The sequence below is a fragment of the Pseudomonas kermanshahensis genome, assembly GCF_014269205.2.
GTDB classification, from domain to species: Bacteria; Pseudomonadota; Gammaproteobacteria; order Pseudomonadales; family Pseudomonadaceae; genus Aquipseudomonas; species Aquipseudomonas kermanshahensis.
The window spans coordinates 4,501,503-4,518,430 of the sequence record NZ_JABWRY020000001.1 but is presented as its reverse complement, the minus strand read 5'-3'; the positions used below and the strand labels follow the sequence as shown (position 1 = coordinate 4,518,430).

21 protein-coding genes are annotated in these 16,928 nt (G+C 60.5%); 8 read left to right on the top strand and 13 right to left on the bottom strand.

Features of this window, described 5'->3' with window-relative positions; translation table 11 throughout:
• The first annotated feature begins 75 nt into the window (after positions 1-75).
• Complete coding sequence (gene grxD / locus HU764_RS20280; protein ID WP_012313029.1) at positions 76-411, top strand: Grx4 family monothiol glutaredoxin; 336 nt, start codon at positions 76-78, stop codon at positions 409-411.
• A 56-nt stretch (positions 412-467) separates the two neighbouring features.
• Here the strand turns inward: grxD and bfr are convergent, their stop codons facing one another.
• On the bottom strand, positions 468-941 hold the full coding sequence (gene bfr, locus HU764_RS20275; protein ID WP_027594191.1) for a bacterioferritin: 474 nt from the start codon (positions 939-941) through the stop codon (positions 468-470).
• Positions 942-1,142: 201 nt separating this feature from the next.
• Entirely contained in the window at positions 1,143-1,361 is a 219-nt protein-coding gene (locus HU764_RS20270) for a bacterioferritin-associated ferredoxin (RefSeq protein ID WP_099455144.1), read from the bottom strand.
• 210 nt (positions 1,362-1,571) lie between these two features.
• On the opposite strand from HU764_RS20270, the gene HU764_RS20265 reads away from it, so the two are divergent.
• Positions 1,572-2,174, top strand: coding sequence for a peroxiredoxin (locus tag HU764_RS20265; protein ID WP_186702562.1), 603 nt, complete (start codon positions 1,572-1,574; stop codon positions 2,172-2,174).
• A 177-nt stretch (positions 2,175-2,351) separates the two neighbouring features.
• On the opposite strand, the gene rnt is transcribed toward HU764_RS20265, so the two are convergent.
• Entirely contained in the window at positions 2,352-2,963 is a 612-nt protein-coding gene (rnt, locus tag HU764_RS20260) for a ribonuclease T (RefSeq protein ID WP_371097688.1), read from the bottom strand.
• A 59-nt stretch (positions 2,964-3,022) separates the two neighbouring features.
• On the bottom strand, positions 3,023-4,069 hold the full coding sequence (pyrC, locus tag HU764_RS20255) for a dihydroorotase (protein WP_186702563.1): 1,047 nt from the start codon (positions 4,067-4,069) through the stop codon (positions 3,023-3,025).
• A 130-nt stretch (positions 4,070-4,199) separates the two neighbouring features.
• On the opposite strand from pyrC, the gene HU764_RS20250 reads away from it, so the two are divergent.
• Positions 4,200-5,156, top strand: coding sequence for an OmpA family protein (locus HU764_RS20250; protein WP_186702564.1), 957 nt, complete (start codon positions 4,200-4,202; stop codon positions 5,154-5,156).
• Between the two features lie 487 nt (positions 5,157-5,643).
• Positions 5,644-6,861: an argininosuccinate synthase gene (locus HU764_RS20245; RefSeq protein WP_027594196.1), complete on the top strand. Its 1,218-nt coding sequence runs from the start codon at positions 5,644-5,646 to the stop codon at positions 6,859-6,861.
• A gap of 69 nt (positions 6,862-6,930) precedes the next feature.
• Here HU764_RS20245 and HU764_RS20240 read toward each other — a convergent pair whose 3' ends face one another.
• Positions 6,931-7,365 (bottom strand): hypothetical protein, encoded by a 435-nt coding sequence (locus tag HU764_RS20240; RefSeq protein WP_186702565.1) that lies wholly within the window; start codon positions 7,363-7,365, stop codon positions 6,931-6,933.
• A 367-nt stretch (positions 7,366-7,732) separates the two neighbouring features.
• Here HU764_RS20240 and HU764_RS20235 point away from each other — a divergent pair, with 367 nt between their 5' ends.
• The gene (locus tag HU764_RS20235) at positions 7,733-8,359 is read left to right on the top strand and encodes a response regulator transcription factor (protein ID WP_027594198.1); all 627 of its coding nucleotides are present in this window, start codon (positions 7,733-7,735) and stop codon (positions 8,357-8,359) included.
• 43 nt (positions 8,360-8,402) lie between these two features.
• On the opposite strand, the gene HU764_RS20230 is transcribed toward HU764_RS20235, so the two are convergent.
• The 7 genes from HU764_RS20230 to metG all read right to left on the bottom strand — a co-directional run bounded on the left by HU764_RS20230 (position 8,403) and on the right by metG (position 14,083).
• On the bottom strand, positions 8,403-8,579 hold the full coding sequence (locus tag HU764_RS20230; protein WP_027594199.1) for a PA3496 family putative envelope integrity protein: 177 nt from the start codon (positions 8,577-8,579) through the stop codon (positions 8,403-8,405).
• A gap of 104 nt (positions 8,580-8,683) precedes the next feature.
• Positions 8,684-9,322 (bottom strand): endonuclease III, encoded by a 639-nt coding sequence (gene nth / locus HU764_RS20225; RefSeq protein ID WP_027594200.1) that lies wholly within the window; start codon positions 9,320-9,322, stop codon positions 8,684-8,686.
• Between the two features lie 4 nt (positions 9,323-9,326).
• Positions 9,327-9,839: an Rnf-Nqr domain containing protein gene (locus HU764_RS20220; protein WP_186682755.1), complete on the bottom strand. Its 513-nt coding sequence runs from the start codon at positions 9,837-9,839 to the stop codon at positions 9,327-9,329.
• Entirely contained in the window at positions 9,832-10,431 is a 600-nt protein-coding gene (locus HU764_RS20215; RefSeq protein WP_186702566.1) for an RnfABCDGE type electron transport complex subunit G, read from the bottom strand. Before HU764_RS20215 ends, HU764_RS20220 begins: the two co-directional genes overlap by 8 nt.
• Positions 10,428-11,411, bottom strand: coding sequence for an RnfABCDGE type electron transport complex subunit D (locus HU764_RS20210; protein ID WP_225935670.1), 984 nt, complete (start codon positions 11,409-11,411; stop codon positions 10,428-10,430). Before HU764_RS20210 ends, HU764_RS20215 begins: the two co-directional genes overlap by 4 nt.
• Positions 11,408-11,956 (bottom strand): Rnf-Nqr domain containing protein, encoded by a 549-nt coding sequence (locus HU764_RS20205; RefSeq protein ID WP_186682751.1) that lies wholly within the window; start codon positions 11,954-11,956, stop codon positions 11,408-11,410. The genes HU764_RS20210 and HU764_RS20205 overlap by 4 nt, the downstream gene beginning before the upstream one ends.
• 87 nt (positions 11,957-12,043) lie before the next feature.
• The gene (gene metG, locus HU764_RS20200; RefSeq protein ID WP_186702567.1) at positions 12,044-14,083 is read right to left on the bottom strand and encodes a methionine--tRNA ligase; all 2,040 of its coding nucleotides are present in this window, start codon (positions 14,081-14,083) and stop codon (positions 12,044-12,046) included.
• A gap of 158 nt (positions 14,084-14,241) precedes the next feature.
• Here metG and apbC point away from each other — a divergent pair, with 158 nt between their 5' ends.
• The gene (gene apbC / locus HU764_RS20195) at positions 14,242-15,336 is read left to right on the top strand and encodes an iron-sulfur cluster carrier protein ApbC (protein ID WP_027594206.1); all 1,095 of its coding nucleotides are present in this window, start codon (positions 14,242-14,244) and stop codon (positions 15,334-15,336) included.
• A 142-nt stretch (positions 15,337-15,478) separates the two neighbouring features.
• Here apbC and HU764_RS20190 read toward each other — a convergent pair whose 3' ends face one another.
• Positions 15,479-15,688: a cold-shock protein gene (locus HU764_RS20190; RefSeq protein ID WP_027594207.1), complete on the bottom strand. Its 210-nt coding sequence runs from the start codon at positions 15,686-15,688 to the stop codon at positions 15,479-15,481.
• A 340-nt stretch (positions 15,689-16,028) separates the two neighbouring features.
• Here HU764_RS20190 and dcd point away from each other — a divergent pair, with 340 nt between their 5' ends.
• Positions 16,029-16,595 carry a dCTP deaminase gene (gene dcd / locus HU764_RS20185; RefSeq protein ID WP_012313046.1) on the top strand — a complete coding sequence of 189 codons (567 nt, stop codon included), beginning with the start codon at positions 16,029-16,031 and terminating at the stop codon, positions 16,593-16,595.
• Positions 16,596-16,690: 95 nt separating this feature from the next.
• Positions 16,691-16,918: a hypothetical protein gene (locus HU764_RS20180; protein WP_099455137.1), complete on the top strand. Its 228-nt coding sequence runs from the start codon at positions 16,691-16,693 to the stop codon at positions 16,916-16,918.
• Positions 16,919-16,928: the final 10 nt, after the last annotated feature.

Here is a 16,928-nt window from a genome sequence, read left to right as displayed (position 1 = left end):
GCATACCGCTCGGCTTTCCGATACAATGCGTCACCGTGCCGACCATCGAGTCGGAAAGTTCAGACGAGGTGTTCCATGGATATCATCGAAACGATCAAAGAGCAGATTGCCAACAACACCATTCTGCTTTACATGAAAGGCTCGCCGAATGCCCCGCAGTGCGGGTTCTCGGCCAAGGCATCGCAAGCTGTGATGGGTTGTGGCGAGAAGTTCGCCTACGTCGACATCCTGCAGAACCCGGAAATCCGCGCCAACCTGCCCAAGTACGCCAACTGGCCAACCTTCCCGCAACTGTGGGTAGCAGGCGAGCTGGTCGGCGGTAGCGACATCATGCTGGAAATGTTTGAAAACGGTGAGCTGCAAACCCTGATCAAGGATGCTGCTGCCAAGGCGAAGGCTTCTGAAGCCTGATCCTCGAACGCCCATAAAAAAACCCGCTCATGGCGGGTTTTTTTATGGGCCGGATTTTACTCTTCGCCCATCTGCGACTGCAGGTAGTTCTCGATGCTGATCTTGTCGATCAGGCTCAGCTGGGTTTCCAGCCAATCGATGTGCTCTTCCTCGGACTCGAGGATGTCTTCGAGCATTTCACGCGAACCGAAGTCGCCAACGGTTTCACAGTGAGCGATGGCGGCTTTCAGGTCGATCAGGCCTTTCTGTTCGATCTTCAGGTCGCACTCGAGCATTTCTTTGGTGTGCTCGCCGATCAGCAGCTTGCCCAGGTCCTGGACGTTCGGGATGCCTTCGAGGAAGAGAATACGCTTGATCAGTTTGTCAGCGTGCTTCATCTCGTCGATGGATTCCTTGTACTCGTGCTTGCCGAGTTTGTTCAGGCCCCAATCTTCGTACATGCGTGCGTGCAGGAAGTACTGGTTGATCGCGACCAGCTCGTTTCCGAGGATCTTGTTGAGATGCTGGATGACGCTTACGTCGCCTTTCATGACGGGTTCCTGCCCTGTAGAAGTGTGCCAATACAGAGAAGTTTGAGCCTGATACTTAGGGCTGTCAAACCTAAGTTATTGAATAATAAGTGAAAATGAATAGGAATAAGAATGTTTGTGAAGCGCGTTGGAGTGCTAAGTTATTGAATTGCGGGCATAAAAAAACCGGACGCTAGGTCCGGTTCTTCAAAATAGGGGGTTTCAAGCGGCGGTAAATTCTACCGGATAGGGCAGGGCAGCCTGGCTGACCTGAAGATCGGTCAAGGTCTCGCGGACCACTTGCTTGGCAAGGCAGGCACATTTACCGCATTGGCTGGCGACGTTGGTCGCGGCTCGAACTTCCTTGTAGCTGCAGCATCCGTCATAGATCGCATCGCGGATCTGTCCGTCGGTCACGCCGACACAAAGACACACATACATAAAGTCGGACCATCGCTGGTTGAGATGGTCTGGAGCTTAATGGTAATGAGAATGCTTGTCAAAAGTCTTTCTGAGAGGGGGGGGCTTGAGCGACCGGCGGTTGGATTCGGTCTGTCATGAGAAGCCGTGTATGATGGTCGGCCTTTGTTGGATGTCGGGCAAGCCCGTCTGGCCCGGCAAACGGTTTTTCACCCTCATCAGGAGATAACAATGAGCGTACTCGTTGGTAAACAAGCCCCCGACTTCACCGTTCCCGCTGTACTGGGCACTGGCGAAATCGTCGACAGCTTCAACCTGGCCTCGGCCATCAAGGGCAAGTACGGCCTGGTGTTCTTCTACCCGCTGGACTTCACCTTCGTCTGCCCGTCCGAGCTGATCGCCCTGGACAACCGCATCCCAGACTTCCAGGCTCGCAACGTTGAAGTGATCGGCGTTTCGATCGACTCGCACTACACCCACAACGCCTGGCGTAACACCCCGGTCAACAACGGCGGCATCGGCCAGGTGAAGTACACCCTGGCTGCCGACATGACCCACGAAATCTGCAAAGCCTACGACGTCGAGTCCGAAGGTGGCGTGGCCTTCCGTGGTGCCTTCCTGATCGACACCAACGGTGTTGTCCGTTCGCAGATCATCAACGACCTGCCACTGGGTCGTAACATGGACGAGCTGCTGCGTCTGGTTGACGCCCTGCAATTCCACGAAGAGCACGGCGAAGTCTGCCCTGCCAACTGGAAGAAAGGCGACAAAGGCATGAACGCTTCGCCAGAAGGCGTTGCTGCATACCTGAGCGAGAACGCTGGCAAGCTGTAATTGCCAAGCGCATAAAAAAACCGGCCCTGGTGGCCGGTTTTTTTATGCCTGGAATTTGAGTCTTCCAGTGTCTGTTCTGCTCTCATCGCTGGCAAGCCAGCTCCCGCAGGTACCCCACAATATTCAAGCCTGTGGTAATCCTGTGGGAGCCGGCTTGCCGGCGATGAGGCATTCAACTCAGTCGTTGAAATCGCGCCAGCCGCCCATTTCCTTCCAGCGGTTGACGATGCCGCAGAACAGCTCGGCCGTCTTCTCGGTGTCGTAACGCGCCGAATGCGCCTCACGCCCGTCAAAGTCGATGTCGGCACTCTGGCAGGCCCGCGCCAGCACGGTCTGGCCATACGCCAAGCCCGCCAGGGTGGCGGTGTCGAAGCTGGAGAACGGGTGGAAGGGGTTGCGCTTGAGGTCGTTGCGGTTGACCGCGGCATTGAGGAAGCCCAGGTCGAAGCTGCTGTTGTGGCCGACCAGGATTGCGCGCTTGCAGCCGTTGGCCTTGAGCGCTTTGCGCACGCCGCGGAAGATATCGGTCAGTGCGCTTTCTTCACTCACTGCCATGCGCAGCGGGTGGTCCAGCTTGATGCCGGTGAACTCCAGTGCGGCAGCCTCGATATTAGCCCCCTCGAACGGCTCTACCCGGTGGAAGTAGGTGTGTTCGGGGAACAGGAAGCCTTTCTCGTCCATGCCGATGGTGACGGCGGCAATTTCCAGCAAGGCATCGGTGGCGCTGTTGAAACCGCCGGTCTCGACATCCACCACCACTGGCAGGTAGCCACGGAAGCGCTCAGCCATCGGGTGGCGCGAGCCGCTGCCGGCCTGGCCGTCCTGATCGTCTTCGTAGAGGTCTTCGCTCACGCGTTTTCCTCCAGCAGGCGCCAGCGCAGCGTCTCGCCGGCACGCAGCGGTACCACGGTCTGCTCGCCAAACGGCAGGCTTTCAGGGGCAGTCCACTCTTCGCGGACCAGGGTGATGGTGTCGGTGTTCGCCGGCAGGCCATAGAAGGCCGGGCCGTGCAAGCTGGCGAAGCCTTCGAGTTTGTCCAGCGCGTTACGCTGCTCGAACGCTTCGGCGTACATCTCGATGGCCGCGTACGCGGTGTAGCAACCGGCGCAACCGCAGGCCGCTTCCTTGGCGTGACGGGCGTGAGGGGCCGAGTCGGTGCCGAGGAAGAATTTCGGGCTGCCACTGGTGGCAGCATCCAGCAGCGCCACCTGGTGGGTGTTGCGCTTGAGGATCGGCAGGCAGTAGAAGTGCGGGCGGATGCCGCCAACCAGCATGTGGTTGCGGTTGTACAGCAGGTGCTGGGCGGTAATGGTGGCACCGACGTTGGCCGAGGCCTCGGTGACGAACTGCGCGGCATCGCTGGTGGTGATGTGTTCGAACACCACTTTGAGCGTCGGGAAGCGTTCGACCACACGGCGCATGTGCTCGTCGATGAAGCGCTTCTCGCGATCGAACACGTCGATCTCGTTGCGGGTCACTTCACCGTGCACCAGCAGCGGCATACCAACCTCGGCCAGCGCTTCGATAGCGGGGAAGATGTTGTCGATGCTGGTCACGCCTGAATCGGAGTTTGTCGTGGCGCCGGCCGGGTACAGCTTGGCGGCGTACACGATACCGCTGGCCTTGGCCGCGCGGATGTCCTCGGGGCTGGTGCGGTCGGTGAGGTAAAGCACCATCAGCGGTTCGAAGCGGCTGCCGGCCGGGCGCGCGGCAAGGATGCGCTCACGGTAGGCGCCAGCTTCGACAGCATTGCGCACCGGCGGTACGAGGTTGGGCATGATAATGGCACGGGCGAAGGTACGCGCCACATCGCCAACGGTATGGGGCAGGACGGCACCATCGCGCAGATGGATGTGCCAGTCGTCGGGACGCAGGAGGGTCAGGCGATCGGACATTGGGGATTCCAGGCGGGTCGAACTCAAGGCCCAATGCTACCGGAAAACCCTGGGCCGAGCACGGCTATCAAGTTTTTCAGGTGGCGTCCGATACCCTGCAGGTAAGCCGTCAGAATTTGTGGAGCCGCCCGTGCGCCAGCGTTACCTAGCCCTGTTGACCCTGTTCGCCAGCCTGCCGGCCGGTGCACTGACTTTCCAGACGCGCATGGAGAACATTGCCTGGCAAGTCGAGGGCGACCAGTTCCAGTGCCGCCTGATCCAGCCGATCGACGGTTTTGGCAGTGGCGAGTTCGTGCGCCGGGCCGGTGAGCTGCCGGTATTCCAGCTGCGTTCGTACAGTAACGCGCTGGGGGCTGGGTCTGCGACGTTGCTGGCCGCGGCGGCGCCTTGGCAGCCGGGGCGTGGTGATATCAACCTGGGTGTGGTGCGGATGGCGCGTAGCGGCGTGCTGTTCAGCTCGTCCCAGGGGCAGGCCGGCCGACTGATCAATGGTTTGCTCGATGGCCGCAGCACGGTGGTGCGCAACTACAACGGTGAGGCAGGGCGGGCCATGGAGGTGCGAGTACTGCCGGTGAGTTTCGCCAAGGCCTACAGTGACTACCAGGCCTGTGCCAGCAAGTTGCTGCCGATGAATTATGACCAGGTGAGGCAGACGCAGGTGGGCTTCCCGGGGGGCGGCATCGATCTGGACGATTCGGCTCGGTCCCGGCTGGACGTTGTGCTGGATTACATGAAAGCCGACCCGACGGTTAACCACATCCAGCTCGATGGGCACTCCGACAACAGTGGAAACCGTCTGACCAACCGTGACCTGTCGCGCCGCAGGGCAATGGCCGTGGCGGACTACTTCAAGGCCCATGGCGTGCCCGAAGCGCAAATCACCGTGCGCTTCCATGGCGAGCGTTACCCATTGGCGAAGAACAACAATGCCGCTAACCGGGCCCGCAATCGGCGGGTGAGTATCGAGCTGGACCGGGTCGCGATGGTTGAAAAACCGGTGGAGAAGCCGGTTGAGCAAACCGTGCCAGCTGCTGCTCCGGCGCCAGCTAGCCCGGCTGCCGTGGCGCCGGGGGCGAAGCTACCCTGAGGTCGTGGGGGCATGGCAGGTGATTGCTTCGGGGCCATTGGGGGTTCGCCACAGCATATTCAGCGCCTGTGAGATCGAGCGCCGCCCGCGCGGCGCATCGCGAGCAACGCTCGCTCCTACGTTTGTTTCGGGCCAGTAAAGCCTGTGAGAGAGGCGCGCGACCGCCTTGTTTGTTCGACTCGATATCGTGTCAGGCGCCAAGGGGCCGCGCGCCAATGCCACAGGAAAAATTGGCCCGAAACAAACGTAGGAGCGAGCGTTGCTCGCGAAGCGCCGCGCGGGCGGCGCTCGATCTGACAGGCGCTACACCTCTCAAGCCATGCCCCCGCATGCCCAGACCGCAATACCTCCCAAGCATCCATTCAGGCAACGTCGCGCCCTCGACAATTACTGTCGCTTTGTCGTCAGAAGCTGTCGCCCCACTGTAAATTTTTCCATAACGCCGTTAGAATCGACCCCTTTCCGTACAACCCCGTGGAGTGATGGCATGGCGGACGTAAATAAGGTCGTACTGGCGTATTCCGGCGGCCTTGATACTTCGGTGATTCTCAAGTGGCTGCAGGATACCTACAACTGCGAAGTGGTGACCTTCACCGCTGACCTGGGTCAGGGCGAAGAGGTCGAGCCGGCCCGTGCCAAGGCACAGGCAATGGGTGTGAAAGAGATCTACATCGACGACCTGCGCGAAGAATTCGTGCGTGACTTCGTGTTCCCGATGTTCCGCGCCAACACCGTCTACGAAGGCGAGTACCTGCTGGGTACCTCCATCGCCCGTCCGCTGATCGCCAAGCGCCTGATCGAAATCGCCAACGAAACCGGCGCCGACGCCATTTCCCATGGCGCGACCGGCAAAGGCAACGACCAGGTGCGTTTCGAGCTGGGTGCTTACGCGCTCAAGCCGGGCGTCAAGGTCATCGCCCCATGGCGTGAGTGGGACCTGCTGTCCCGCGAGAAGCTGATGGACTACGCCGAGAAGCACGGCATCCCGATCGAGCGTCATGGCAAGAAGAAATCGCCGTACTCGATGGACGCCAACCTGCTGCACATCTCCTACGAAGGCGGTGTCCTGGAAGATACCTGGACCGAGCACGAGGAAGACATGTGGCGCTGGAGCGTCTCCCCGGAGAACGCCCCGGACCAGGCTACCTACATCGAACTGACCTACCGCAACGGTGACATCGTTGCCATCGATGGTGTCGAGAAGTCTCCGGCTACCGTCCTGGCTGACCTGAACCGCATCGGTGGTGCCAACGGCATCGGCCGTCTGGACATCGTCGAGAACCGCTACGTCGGCATGAAGTCGCGTGGCTGCTACGAGACCCCTGGCGGCACCATCATGCTGCGCGCCCACCGTGCGATCGAGTCGATCACCCTGGACCGCGAAGTCGCTCACCTGAAAGATGAGCTGATGCCGAAGTATGCCAGCCTGATCTACACCGGTTACTGGTGGAGCCCGGAGCGCGTGATGCTGCAGCAGATGATCGACGCTTCGCAGGTCAACGTGAACGGCGTGGTACGCCTGAAGCTGTATAAGGGCAATGTCACCGTTGTCGGCCGCAAGTCGGACGACTCGCTGTTCGATGCCAACATCGCGACCTTCGAAGAAGACGGCGGCGCCTACAACCAGGCCGACGCTGCGGGCTTCATCAAGCTCAATGCACTGCGCATGCGCATTGCCGCCAACAAGGGCCGTTCGCTGCTCTAAGTACTGGCAAGCGTTGCACGAACCCCGGCTCAGGCCGGGGTTTTTTTTTGCGGCGTCATGCAACTGGCCTCAAACCCTGTGATTGACGACGTCCTCTTGGAGCGCACTGATAGACAGGCGTGCGCATTGGCGCTTGTCCAGATTAAGGAATTGCCACGTGCGTGTTGATTCAGGCGCGTGTGCGAGTGCCACGAGGATATGCTGTTCCAGCCTTTGTTGTGCATCGGGGCCAGTAAAGATAACGGTCACAGGTTCAGGCGATTCAGTTTCTGGGTGGTCGGTTTTTACTTTTTTTATGGCAGGGTTATAGAACGACTTGTAATTGAAGTTCAGGGTTAGAAAGAACAGTGCTGTAAGGAAAAACGGAAAGCCGACCAGAAACCAGGTATAGAGACTCTGGCTGGATTCGCTGAGAAACGGCAGCGTTGCAAGGGCGGATGCTTCGATGATCCCCGCGAAGATAGCAATGATCGTCAGCGGGGCGACAGGTTGTACGTCGGGCATGATGGCTGTCTCCTGCGGTTTTGCTCATCATTACCGTACTGTTATGCTCAACTAAAGGCTGTAGTGTTTCCCGACTGTGCCTTGCTGGCGTAACAGCGGGTGTCTGATTTTTTCGCGCATTTAAAGTGGAGTATTCGTCGCGCTGAAGTTTGTTTTCAACTGGTTCAGTCGATTGGGTCAGTGCTACGTTTCTTGCGAGACATGAATACTCACGATTAGCGTGCTGCAGGGTTTTGTGTAGGAAATTTCTGTAAGTGTTGTAGGGCTCGTCTATTCATGAGTTTCATTGACAAATCGCCGCGCCATTAAGCGTTCTGTCGGTTATCGTGGCGTGCCACAGCAAAAATAATGAATGAATGGATATCACATGAATAAAGTCCTTATCGTGGATGACCATCCGGTCATACGCCTGGCCGTGCGCATGCTGATGGAGCGGCATGGGTATGACGTCGTTGCGGAAACCGATAACGGCGTGGCTGCCTTGCAACTGACGCGTGAGCACCTGCCGGATATCGTGGTGCTGGATATCGGGATTCCCAAGCTCGATGGCCTTGAGGTCATCGCCCGCATGGCGGCATTCAGCCCCAGCAGCAAGGTGCTGGTGCTGACCTCCCAGGTACCTGGGAACTTCTCGATGCGTTGCATGCAGGCGGGTGCGGCGGGTTATGTGTGCAAGCAGCAGGAGCTGACCGAGCTGCTAAGCGCCATCAAGGCGGTGTTGTCAGGCTACAGCTATTTCCCTAATCAGGCCTTGCATGCCTCGCGAGGCAGGGGCAGTGGTGGCAGCGAGACGGACATGGTCAACCGTCTCTCGGCCCGGGAGATGACCGTCTTGCAGCAGCTGTCGCGCGGGCGCTCGAATAAGGAAATTGCCGACAGCATGTTCCTCAGCAACAAGACTGTCAGCACCTACAAGTCCCGTTTGCTGCTCAAGCTCAACGCCCGGTCGCTGGTAGACCTGATCGAGCTGGCACAGCGCCACGGGTTGAACTGACCGCTGCGCTGCAAAGCCTCCCGCTGGGAGGCTTTGCAAGGGTCTATAAGTCGTAGTCGAAATCGGCCAGTTGCTTCTGCAGGCGTCGCTCTTCCAGCAGGTTGTCGATGGTGCGACGTTTACTGAGGTTGGTCTTTGCAGTCTCTACCTGGGGCTCCGCTTCATCATCTGCGGCAACAAAATCATCTTCGATTGACAGGTCGTCTTTATCAGCACTCATGAGTCGCTCCAAGCCAAGGGGCCGTTGGCCGTCCTTATAACCAGAAAGCTGACGCTGGTAAAAAAGATTTTTTCAATCGCCCGGGGTGGTTTTTAACTATCGGCTCAATCGTCAGACGTCTTGTGCTTGTATTCGCACAGGTCTTCGATTCGGCAGCTCCCACAGCGGGGCTTTCGCGCCTGGCATACATAGCGCCCATGAAGGATGAGCCAGTGGTGGGCATCGAGCAGGTAGGGCTTGGGTACGAACTTGATCAGCTTCTTCTCGACTTCCAGCACGGTTTTACCGGGTGCGATACCGGTGCGGTTACTGACCCGGAAAATATGCGTGTCTACCGCCATGGTCGGCTGCCGGAACGCCGTGTTGAGGACCACGTTGGCCGTTTTGCGGCCCACACCGGGCAGTGCTTCCAGCGCTTCGCGGGTTTCAGGCACCTGGCTGCCATGGCGCTCGATCAAAAGCCGGCAGGCTTCGATCACATTCTTGGCTTTGCTGTTGTAGAGCCCGATGGTCTTGATGTATTCGCTCAGCCCTTCGACGCCCAGGGCGTAGATGGCCTCCGGGGTATTGGCGACCGGGAACAGCCGGGCGGTGGCCTTGTTGACGCCTACGTCGGTGGATTGCGCTGAAAGGGTCACGGCGACAAGCAACTCAAATGGCGTGGTGTAGGCCAGTTCCGTTTTCGGGTCAGGGTTGTCTTCGTGCAGCCTGCGAAAGATCTCCAGGCGTTTTGCGGCATTCATGGACTCAGGGCTTTCCTTGACGACGTGGGTGGGCAGGGCCCGGACGCAGGTGATTGTACAGGGCCAACAGCAGTCCGAGCAGTAGCAGTGCGCCCGGGGCGAGGTTGGCAAGTTGCACGCCCAGCCCTTGGCGACAGGCGCCGAGCACAAGGTATGCAGCCAGCAGGCCACCCAGGTGCAGTAGCAATGAGCGCCATCGACCTGCTTCCGGCAGCAGCCGGTCCATTGCCAGGCACGTCAGGCACAACAGGGCGGGGTACGGGCCCAAGAGCAGCGCCATGGGCAGCAGCCAGGCACGCAGGGCCAATTGCAGGCAACTGGCCAGGCCAGCGAGTATCAGCAAGCTTGCCAGCACGTAGGCCGCCCCATGCAGGCGGTTGCGCAATGGCATCAGCAAGGCTTGATGCAGGCCAACCATCAACACCGCGCACCCGCCCATGACAGCCGCCATGGGCAGCGTTTGCGTCGTCCCTAACAGCGGGGCGAGGGCGGCGACCAGCACGTAGTCCCTATTCATGGGGGAAGCCCTCAAGGAGTGCGTGACGATGCTCATCGAAGTAGCGCAGGGCATCTTGCAGCGCCTCGATCACTGCCCGCGAGGTGACTGTTGCGCCTGCCAATTGGTCGAAGTCGCCTTGGTCACGCTTCAGTGCCCAGTGATCACCCAGGCTGCGATTGGCAAACTGCGTCAGCCAGTGCATCTGCGGGTCGGCAAGGCGCCCGCCGAGCCCGGGGCTTTCCTGCTGCTCGACCACCTGGCTGCCCAGCAGGCGCCCGTCAGGCGTGATGGCGATGGTCAAGACGATCGGCCCAGCATAGCCCTGGGCCTGGGTGATCAGGACGACCGCTGCAGGTGTGCCCGCCAGCGTTGCCCGATAGGCCGACACGATGCGGCTGTGCGCAAGTTGTGCGTCGGGCGTTGGCAGGGGGGTATCCAATGGGTGATTGTCGTAACTGGCCTCGGGGAGCACTGCCAGCCGCTGGCGGCTCTGCAGCTGTTTTTCGGCTTCGCCGATAGTGGGCGTGGTCCATGTGCGCCAGATCAGCGTCGTCGACAAGGCCAACGCCGCTGTCGCGAGCAACACTGCCGCCTGCGCGAGGGGCTTCATCGGGCAGCCTCTTGGCGGCGCAAGGCCAGCCGTTCAAGGCTGGGGACCATGAGGTTCATCAGCAGGATGGCGAACGCCGTGCCATCGGGGTAACTGCCCCAGGTACGGATCAGGTAGATCAGCAGGCCTGTGCCAAAGCCGAACAGCAGCTTGGGCCACTCGCTTTTGGGGCTGGAGACAGGCTCGGTGGCAATGAAAAAAGCCGCCAGCATGGTCGACCCAGAGAACAGGTGTAGCAAGGGCGAACCGTTGGAATCGGAGCCTGAGCCGTTCCAGCCCAGCAGGCTGAACAACAACAGGCCAGCCAGCAAACCCACTGGCGCGTGCCAGCTGAACACTTTGCGCTGGAGCAGAAACAACCCGCCCAGCAGAAACGCCAAGTTGACCCATTCGCTGCCGCGCCCACCGATGCTGCCGAACCCGGGGTGGCTGGCGAACAGTTCATCGATGGTCAGGCTGCGGTTGTGGCGCAGGCCGTCGAGTATTGTCGGTTGTGCCCAGGCATCAATGTGCTCGCCGCCGCCCACTACCTGTTGCAGGCTCTCGAACAACCCAGGCGCGTGCCCTGGCCAATGGTTCATCTGTAACGGGAAACTCAGCAGTACGAAGGCGTAGCCCACCATGGCTGGGTTGAACAGGTTGCGGCCGACACCGCCGAAGGCCTGTTTGCCAACCCCGATCGCCACCCCAGCAGCGACCATGGGCAGCCACCAAGGGGCCAGCGCAGGAAGGGCGGCCGCCAGCAGCACCGCAGTGACCAGCGCACTGCCGTCGCTCAGCGTCGCACCTACAGGTTGGCCGCGCAGGGCCAATAGCAGCGCTTCGCAGAGCAACGCTGCACTGGCACACAGCAGCAGGTTGCACAGCAGCCCCCAGCCCTGCACCCACAGCAGTGCTAGCAAACCGGGGGCACAGGCCAGTAGCACCAGGCCCATGCTGGTACGCAGGCGTGGGTCAGGCTTTGCCTTGGTCGGGGTCATTGCGCAAAAAGTCCGTTGAAACCGGAAAATGCCAAGGCCATGATGCCCGCACCGAGCAATTCGACTGGCAGGCCACGCAGGGCAACAGGTATGTCGGCATGGGCGCTGCGCTGGCGCAGGTCCGCGAACAGGGCCAGCGCAAGCCACAAGCCCACGCCGGCCAGCAGGCCTTTGCTCAGCGTCGCGAGCCAGGCCGTGCCAGCGCTTGTCTCCTCCAGGGCCAACCCCAGCACGGCGACGTTGCTCAGCAGCACTGCAGGCAGGTCTGCCACGGGCCAGTCGGCGCGTAGCCTGGCCAGCGCCGATGGCACGCCGTAGGCCAGCAATGCCAACCAGGGCAGCAACAGGAACAGGCTCAGGTCGTGGAGCTGCCAAGGGTCGAGCACCAGCCACCTGAGCAGGTGAGCGCCGATCATGGCGAGTGCCACGGACAAGGCGCAGGCCAGGCCGAGCACATGCACGCGCAGCCACGATATTGGCTGTTGCTGCAGGCACAGGTGATTGATCAGGGTGGCGCTGATCAGGACCAGAAGGTAGTCACTCATGACATGACGATAGCCGGGAATCGTGTCGATTGTCCGGCATTCAGCGGGTGATAGAACAGCCCCGGCACAGAGGCCGGGGCTGGGGGCTTACTTGATGCGTTGGCCTGGCTTGGCGCCACTGTCCGGGCTGAGCAGGTAGATTTCTTCACCGCCAGGGCCGGCAGCCATGACCATGCCTTCCGACACGCCAAAGCGCATTTTCCGAGGCTTGAGGTTGGCGACCATCATGGTCAGGCGGCCTTCCAGCTTGGACGGGTCGGGGTAGGCCGACTTGATGCCGGAGAACACGTTGCGGCGTTCGTCACCGATGTCCAGCGTCAGTTGCAGCAGCTTGTCGGCACCTGGTACGGCCTCCGCCTTGACGATCAGGGCCACGCGCAGGTCGACGGCGGCAAAGGTATCGAATTCGATTTCCGCCGACAGCGGGTCCTTGGCCAGTTCGCCATTGCCTGCCGGCGCCTGGGCTTCGGCGGCCAGCAGGTCTTCTTTGCTGGCAGCGACCATGGCTTCGACCTTGGCGGGTTCGATACGGCTCATCAGTGCCTTGAAGGCATTCAGGCTGTGGTTTTCCAGGCGCGACTGGTGGTCGTTCCAGGTCAGCGGCGCGACATTGAGGAAGGCCTCGGCGTCGGCAGCCAGCACCGGCAGTACCGGCTTGAGGAAGATCACCAACTGGCGGAACAGGTTGATGCCTTGGGCGCAAATGGCCTGGACTTCGTCCTGCTTGCCTTCCTGCTTGGCCAACGACCAGGGCGCTTTGTCGGCGATCCAGGCGTTGGCGCGGTCGGCCAGGGCCATGATTTCACGCATCGCGCGGGCGAAGTCACGGCTCTCATAGGCTTCGGCGATGGACGGCGCAGCTGCCAGGAAGGCTTCGGTCAGCTCGGGTGCGGCATCACCGGCTACCATCACGCCGTCGTTGCCTTTGTGAATGAAGCCTGCGCAACGGCTGGCGATGTTGACCACCTTGCCGACCAGGTCGGAGTTGACCTTCTGCACGAAGTCTTCCAGGTTCAGGTCCAGGTCATCGACGCCACGGCCCAGCTTGGCCGCGTAGTAGTAACGCAGGTATTCCGGCTGCAGGTGATCCAGGTAGGTACGGGCCTTGATGAAGGTGCCGCGCGACTTGGACATCTTGGCGCCGTTGACGGTCAGGTAGCCGTGCACGTTGACCGCAGTTGGCTTGCGGAAGCCCGCGCCTTCGAGCATGGCTGGCCAGAACAGGGCGTGGAAGTTGACGATGTCCTTGCCGATGAAGTGGTACAGCTCGGCGCTGGAGTCTTCCTTCCAGAAAGCATCGAAATCCAGCTCTGGGCGGCGCGCGCAGAGGTTCTTGAAGCTGGCCATGTAGCCGATTGGCGCGTCCAGCCAGACGTAGAAATATTTGCCCGGCTCGCCCGGGATCTCGAAGCCGAAATACGGCGCATCGCGGGAGATGTCCCACTCTTGCAGGCCCGAGTCCAGCCATTCGGCGAGCTTGTTGGCGACGGCATCCTGCAAGGTGCCGCTACGGGTCCACTGCTGCAGCATGGCCTGGAAATCAGGCAGCTTGAAGAAGAAGTGCTGGGAGTCACGCAGTACCGGGGTGGCGCCGGAGATGGCCGACTTGGGGTTCTTCAGCTCGGTCGGGGCGTAGGTTGCGCCGCACTTCTCGCAGTTGTCGCCGTACTGGTCTTCGGCCGCGCACTTGGGGCAGGTGCCCTTGATGAAGCGGTCGGCCAGGAACATGCCCTTTTCGGGGTCGAAGTACTGGGTCACCGAACGGGTGGCAATGTGGCCGGCGTCACGCAGGCGCGCGTAGATCAGGCTGGACAGCTCGCGGTTTTCTTCGCTGTGGGTCGAGTGGAAGTTGTCGAAATCCACCAGGAAGTCAGCAAAGTCGCCGCTGTGCTCGGCCTGGACATTGGCAATCAACTGCTCGGGGGTGATTCCTTCCTTCTCGGCGCGCAGCATGATGGCCGAACCGTGGGCGTCATCGGCGCAGACATAAATGCACTGGTTGCCGCGTAGTTTCTGGAAGCGGACCCACATGTCTGTCTGGATGTACTCGAGCATATGGCCAAGGTGGATCGATCCATTGGCATAGGGCAGGGCGCTGGTGACGAGAATCTGACGTGGCTCGGACATGGTGGCTCGGCTACTTATCTGGCTACGGGGTAAAAATGAGGGTGATCGGCCACTATAAAGGGCTGGCGAAGATATTTCACCCCACAGACGCACCTGCTGACGATTGACGGGTTAGGATAGGCGCCTGTTTTACATTCAGTTTGCCAATGGGAGTCTCCATGAGTGCCGTCACCCGTGCCGCCGTCGAAGGCGTGCTTCGCCAGTACACCGACCCCTACCTGAACCAGGATCCGGTCAGCGCCGGCTGCGTGCGCGCCGTGGATATACAGGGCGGGCAGGTCAGTGTGCAGTTGCAACTGGGGTATGCCGCTGGGTTGTTCAAGAACGGTTGGGCCCAGGTGCTGCAGACCGCGATCGGCAACCTTGACGGCGTCAGCAGCGCCCAGGTGTCGATCGACTGCGTGGTCGCAGCGCACAAGGCCCAGGCCCAGGTGCCGGCCATGGCCAACGTCAAGAACATCATCGCCGTGGCCTCGGGCAAGGGGGGCGTCGGCAAGTCGACCACTGCTGCCAACCTGGCTTTGGCCCTGGCCCGTGAAGGCGCCCGGGTCGGCATTCTCGACGCGGATATCTATGGCCCTAGCCAGGGCGTGATGTTCGGCATCGCAGAAGGCACCCGGCCACAGATTCGCGATCAGAAGTGGTTCGTGCCGATCAAGGCGCACGGTGTAGAAGTCATGTCCATGGCGTTTCTCACCGACGACAACACGCCAATGGTGTGGCGTGGCCCGATGGTGTCGGGTGCGCTGTTGCAGTTGGTGACCCAGACCGCCTGGGATGACCTTGATTACCTGGTCATCGACATGCCGCCAGGCACCGGCGACATTCAGCTGACCCTGGCGCAGAAAGTGCCGGTGGCGGGCTCGGTGATCGTCACCACCCCGCAGGACCTCGCCCTGCTGGACGCCAAGAAGGGCGTGGAGATGTTCCGCAAGGTCAATATCCCGGTGCTGGGCGTGGTCGAGAACATGGCCGTGCACATCTGCTCCAACTGCGGCCATGCCGAGCACCTGTTCGGCGAAGGCGGCGGTGAGAAGCTGGCAGCCCAGTACGGTGTCGACCTGCTGGCCTCGCTGCCGTTGTCGATGCTGATCCGCGAACAGGCCGACAGTGGCAAGCCGACGGCAATTGCCGAGCCGGAAAGCCAGATCGCCATGGTGTATCAGGAGCTGGCCCGCCAGGTCGGTGCGCGGATCGTGCTGCAGGAAGCCGCAGCGCCGGCGATGCCGAGCATCACCATCAGCGAGGATTGACCTGAGAAACCCCCTCCTACAGGTACACCTCAGGCCTGTAGGAGCGGGTTTCCCCGTGAAGAAGCCAGCACCGGTTTCAGCCAGGCATAAAAAAACCCGCCAGAAGGCGGGTTTTTTTGAAAGCTAGAAAGCTGAGATCGACTTAGGCGATCTGAACTTCTTCAGCCTGCATGCCTTTCTGGCCGCGGGTAGCGACGAAAGTAACAGCCTGGCCTTCTTTCAGGGTTTTGAAGCCGTCAGCTTGGATGGCTTTGAAGTGCACGAACAGGTCGTCACCCGACTGAGGGGTGATGAAGCCGTAGCCTTTCTCGTCGTTGAACCACTTAACAACACCGTTTTGGCGATTGGACATGTTTCTGTCTCCTTGGACAAAGTTGATTACGGTCAGGAAAAACCCTGCCCGGGACTGAGTGCAAAGAGAGCAGAAAATTCAGATATGGGCCGATCAGGATCGTGCGTCAAACTAGAGATTCTCGGTGTCACGTGCAGCACAGTGGCGTCACCTTAACCCACTTTCCGCAACCTGCCAATGGCCAGAGGCCGCTTTACTGAAATTCAGATCGGTGGCAGCTGTAGGCCCCGCCTGGCGGGGATTGTAGCAAGAATGCAGGATGGAACTTTGAAGAGGGCGCTGGGACCGGTAAGATGCGCCTCACGATTTTCACCTCGCAACTCTTCAGGACACCCCCGCCATGAGCATCAAATCGGACAAGTGGATTCGCCGCATGGCGCAGGAACACGGCATGATCGAACCGTTCGTCGAGCGCCAGGTGCGCGGCGAGCACGACAGCCGTGTCATCTCTTTCGGCGTCTCCAGCTACGGCTACGACGTACGTTGCGCCGACGAATTCAAGGTGTTCACCAACATCAACTCGGCCACCGTCGACCCGAAAAACTTCGACGCCGGCAGCTTCGTCGACGTCAAGAGCGACGTCTGCATCATCCCGCCAAACTCCTTCGCCCTGGCCCGCACCGTGGAGTATTTCCGCATTCCACGCAACGTGCTGACCATTTGCCTGGGCAAAAGCACCTATGCGCGCTGCGGCATCATCGTCAACGTCACCCCGCTTGAACCCGAGTGGGAAGGCCACGTGACCCTGGAATTCTCCAACACCACCACCTTGCCGGCAAAAATCTATGCCAACGAGGGTGTGGCGCAGATGCTTTTCCTCGAGTCCGACGAAGAGTGCGAAGTGTCCTACAAGGACCGAGGCGGCAAGTACCAGGGCCAGCGCGGCGTCACCCTGCCACGCACCTGAGCCGACGAGCGCGGGGAATTCCCCGCGCATTTGGTACTCCAACGAGTAACTTGCCGATGTGCACGATGCGTGTCGGCTCTCGTCAGGAGCTGCCAATGAAACTCCATCCCGCAATCAGTGCCAAGCTGGCTGGCCTGCAGCCTAACCAGGTCGGTATGTTGCCATGGTCACTGCTGGCGCATCCGCTGCCAATGCAGGCAGGCGGCGTGCCTCACCAGCCTGATCCCGATACCCCACAACCGCCGCAGCCGGGTGAAACGCAGCCCATGGAGCCCGGTGAGCCGACCTTGCCCGACGAACCACCTCCCGCGCCCGTCGCCTGAGTGGGCGCTG

What these genes read in the sequence shown, in the direction of transcription:
- HU764_RS20220 (WP_186682755.1), bottom strand. Translation starts at nt 9,839, where the DNA reads ATGAATAGGGACTACGTGCTGGTCGCCGCCCTCGCCCCGCTGTTAGGG.
- HU764_RS20245 (WP_027594196.1), top strand. Translation starts at nt 5,644, where the DNA reads ATGGCGGACGTAAATAAGGTCGTACTGGCGTATTCCGGCGGCCTTGAT.
- HU764_RS20205 (WP_186682751.1), bottom strand. Translation starts at nt 11,956, where the DNA reads ATGAGTGACTACCTTCTGGTCCTGATCAGCGCCACCCTGATCAATCAC.
- HU764_RS20265 (WP_186702562.1), top strand. Translation starts at nt 1,572, where the DNA reads ATGAGCGTACTCGTTGGTAAACAAGCCCCCGACTTCACCGTTCCCGCT.
- HU764_RS20270 (WP_099455144.1), bottom strand. Translation starts at nt 1,361, where the DNA reads ATGTATGTGTGTCTTTGTGTCGGCGTGACCGACGGACAGATCCGCGAT.
- rnt (WP_371097688.1), bottom strand. Translation starts at nt 2,963, where the DNA reads ATGGCTGAGCGCTTCCGTGGCTACCTGCCAGTGGTGGTGGATGTCGAG.
- HU764_RS20190 (WP_027594207.1), bottom strand. Translation starts at nt 15,688, where the DNA reads ATGTCCAATCGCCAAAACGGTGTTGTTAAGTGGTTCAACGACGAGAAA.
- bfr (WP_027594191.1), bottom strand. Translation starts at nt 941, where the DNA reads ATGAAAGGCGACGTAAGCGTCATCCAGCATCTCAACAAGATCCTCGGA.
- apbC (WP_027594206.1), top strand. Translation starts at nt 14,242, where the DNA reads ATGAGTGCCGTCACCCGTGCCGCCGTCGAAGGCGTGCTTCGCCAGTAC.
- nth (WP_027594200.1), bottom strand. Translation starts at nt 9,322, where the DNA reads ATGAATGCCGCAAAACGCCTGGAGATCTTTCGCAGGCTGCACGAAGAC.
- grxD (WP_012313029.1), top strand. Translation starts at nt 76, where the DNA reads ATGGATATCATCGAAACGATCAAAGAGCAGATTGCCAACAACACCATT.
- HU764_RS20180 (WP_099455137.1), top strand. Translation starts at nt 16,691, where the DNA reads ATGAAACTCCATCCCGCAATCAGTGCCAAGCTGGCTGGCCTGCAGCCT.
- metG (WP_186702567.1), bottom strand. Translation starts at nt 14,083, where the DNA reads ATGTCCGAGCCACGTCAGATTCTCGTCACCAGCGCCCTGCCCTATGCC.
- HU764_RS20235 (WP_027594198.1), top strand. Translation starts at nt 7,733, where the DNA reads ATGAATAAAGTCCTTATCGTGGATGACCATCCGGTCATACGCCTGGCC.
- pyrC (WP_186702563.1), bottom strand. Translation starts at nt 4,069, where the DNA reads ATGTCCGATCGCCTGACCCTCCTGCGTCCCGACGACTGGCACATCCAT.
- HU764_RS20210 (WP_225935670.1), bottom strand. Translation starts at nt 11,411, where the DNA reads ATGACCCCGACCAAGGCAAAGCCTGACCCACGCCTGCGTACCAGCATG.
- HU764_RS20215 (WP_186702566.1), bottom strand. Translation starts at nt 10,431, where the DNA reads ATGAAGCCCCTCGCGCAGGCGGCAGTGTTGCTCGCGACAGCGGCGTTG.
- HU764_RS20230 (WP_027594199.1), bottom strand. Translation starts at nt 8,579, where the DNA reads ATGAGTGCTGATAAAGACGACCTGTCAATCGAAGATGATTTTGTTGCC.
- dcd (WP_012313046.1), top strand. Translation starts at nt 16,029, where the DNA reads ATGAGCATCAAATCGGACAAGTGGATTCGCCGCATGGCGCAGGAACAC.
- HU764_RS20240 (WP_186702565.1), bottom strand. Translation starts at nt 7,365, where the DNA reads ATGCCCGACGTACAACCTGTCGCCCCGCTGACGATCATTGCTATCTTC.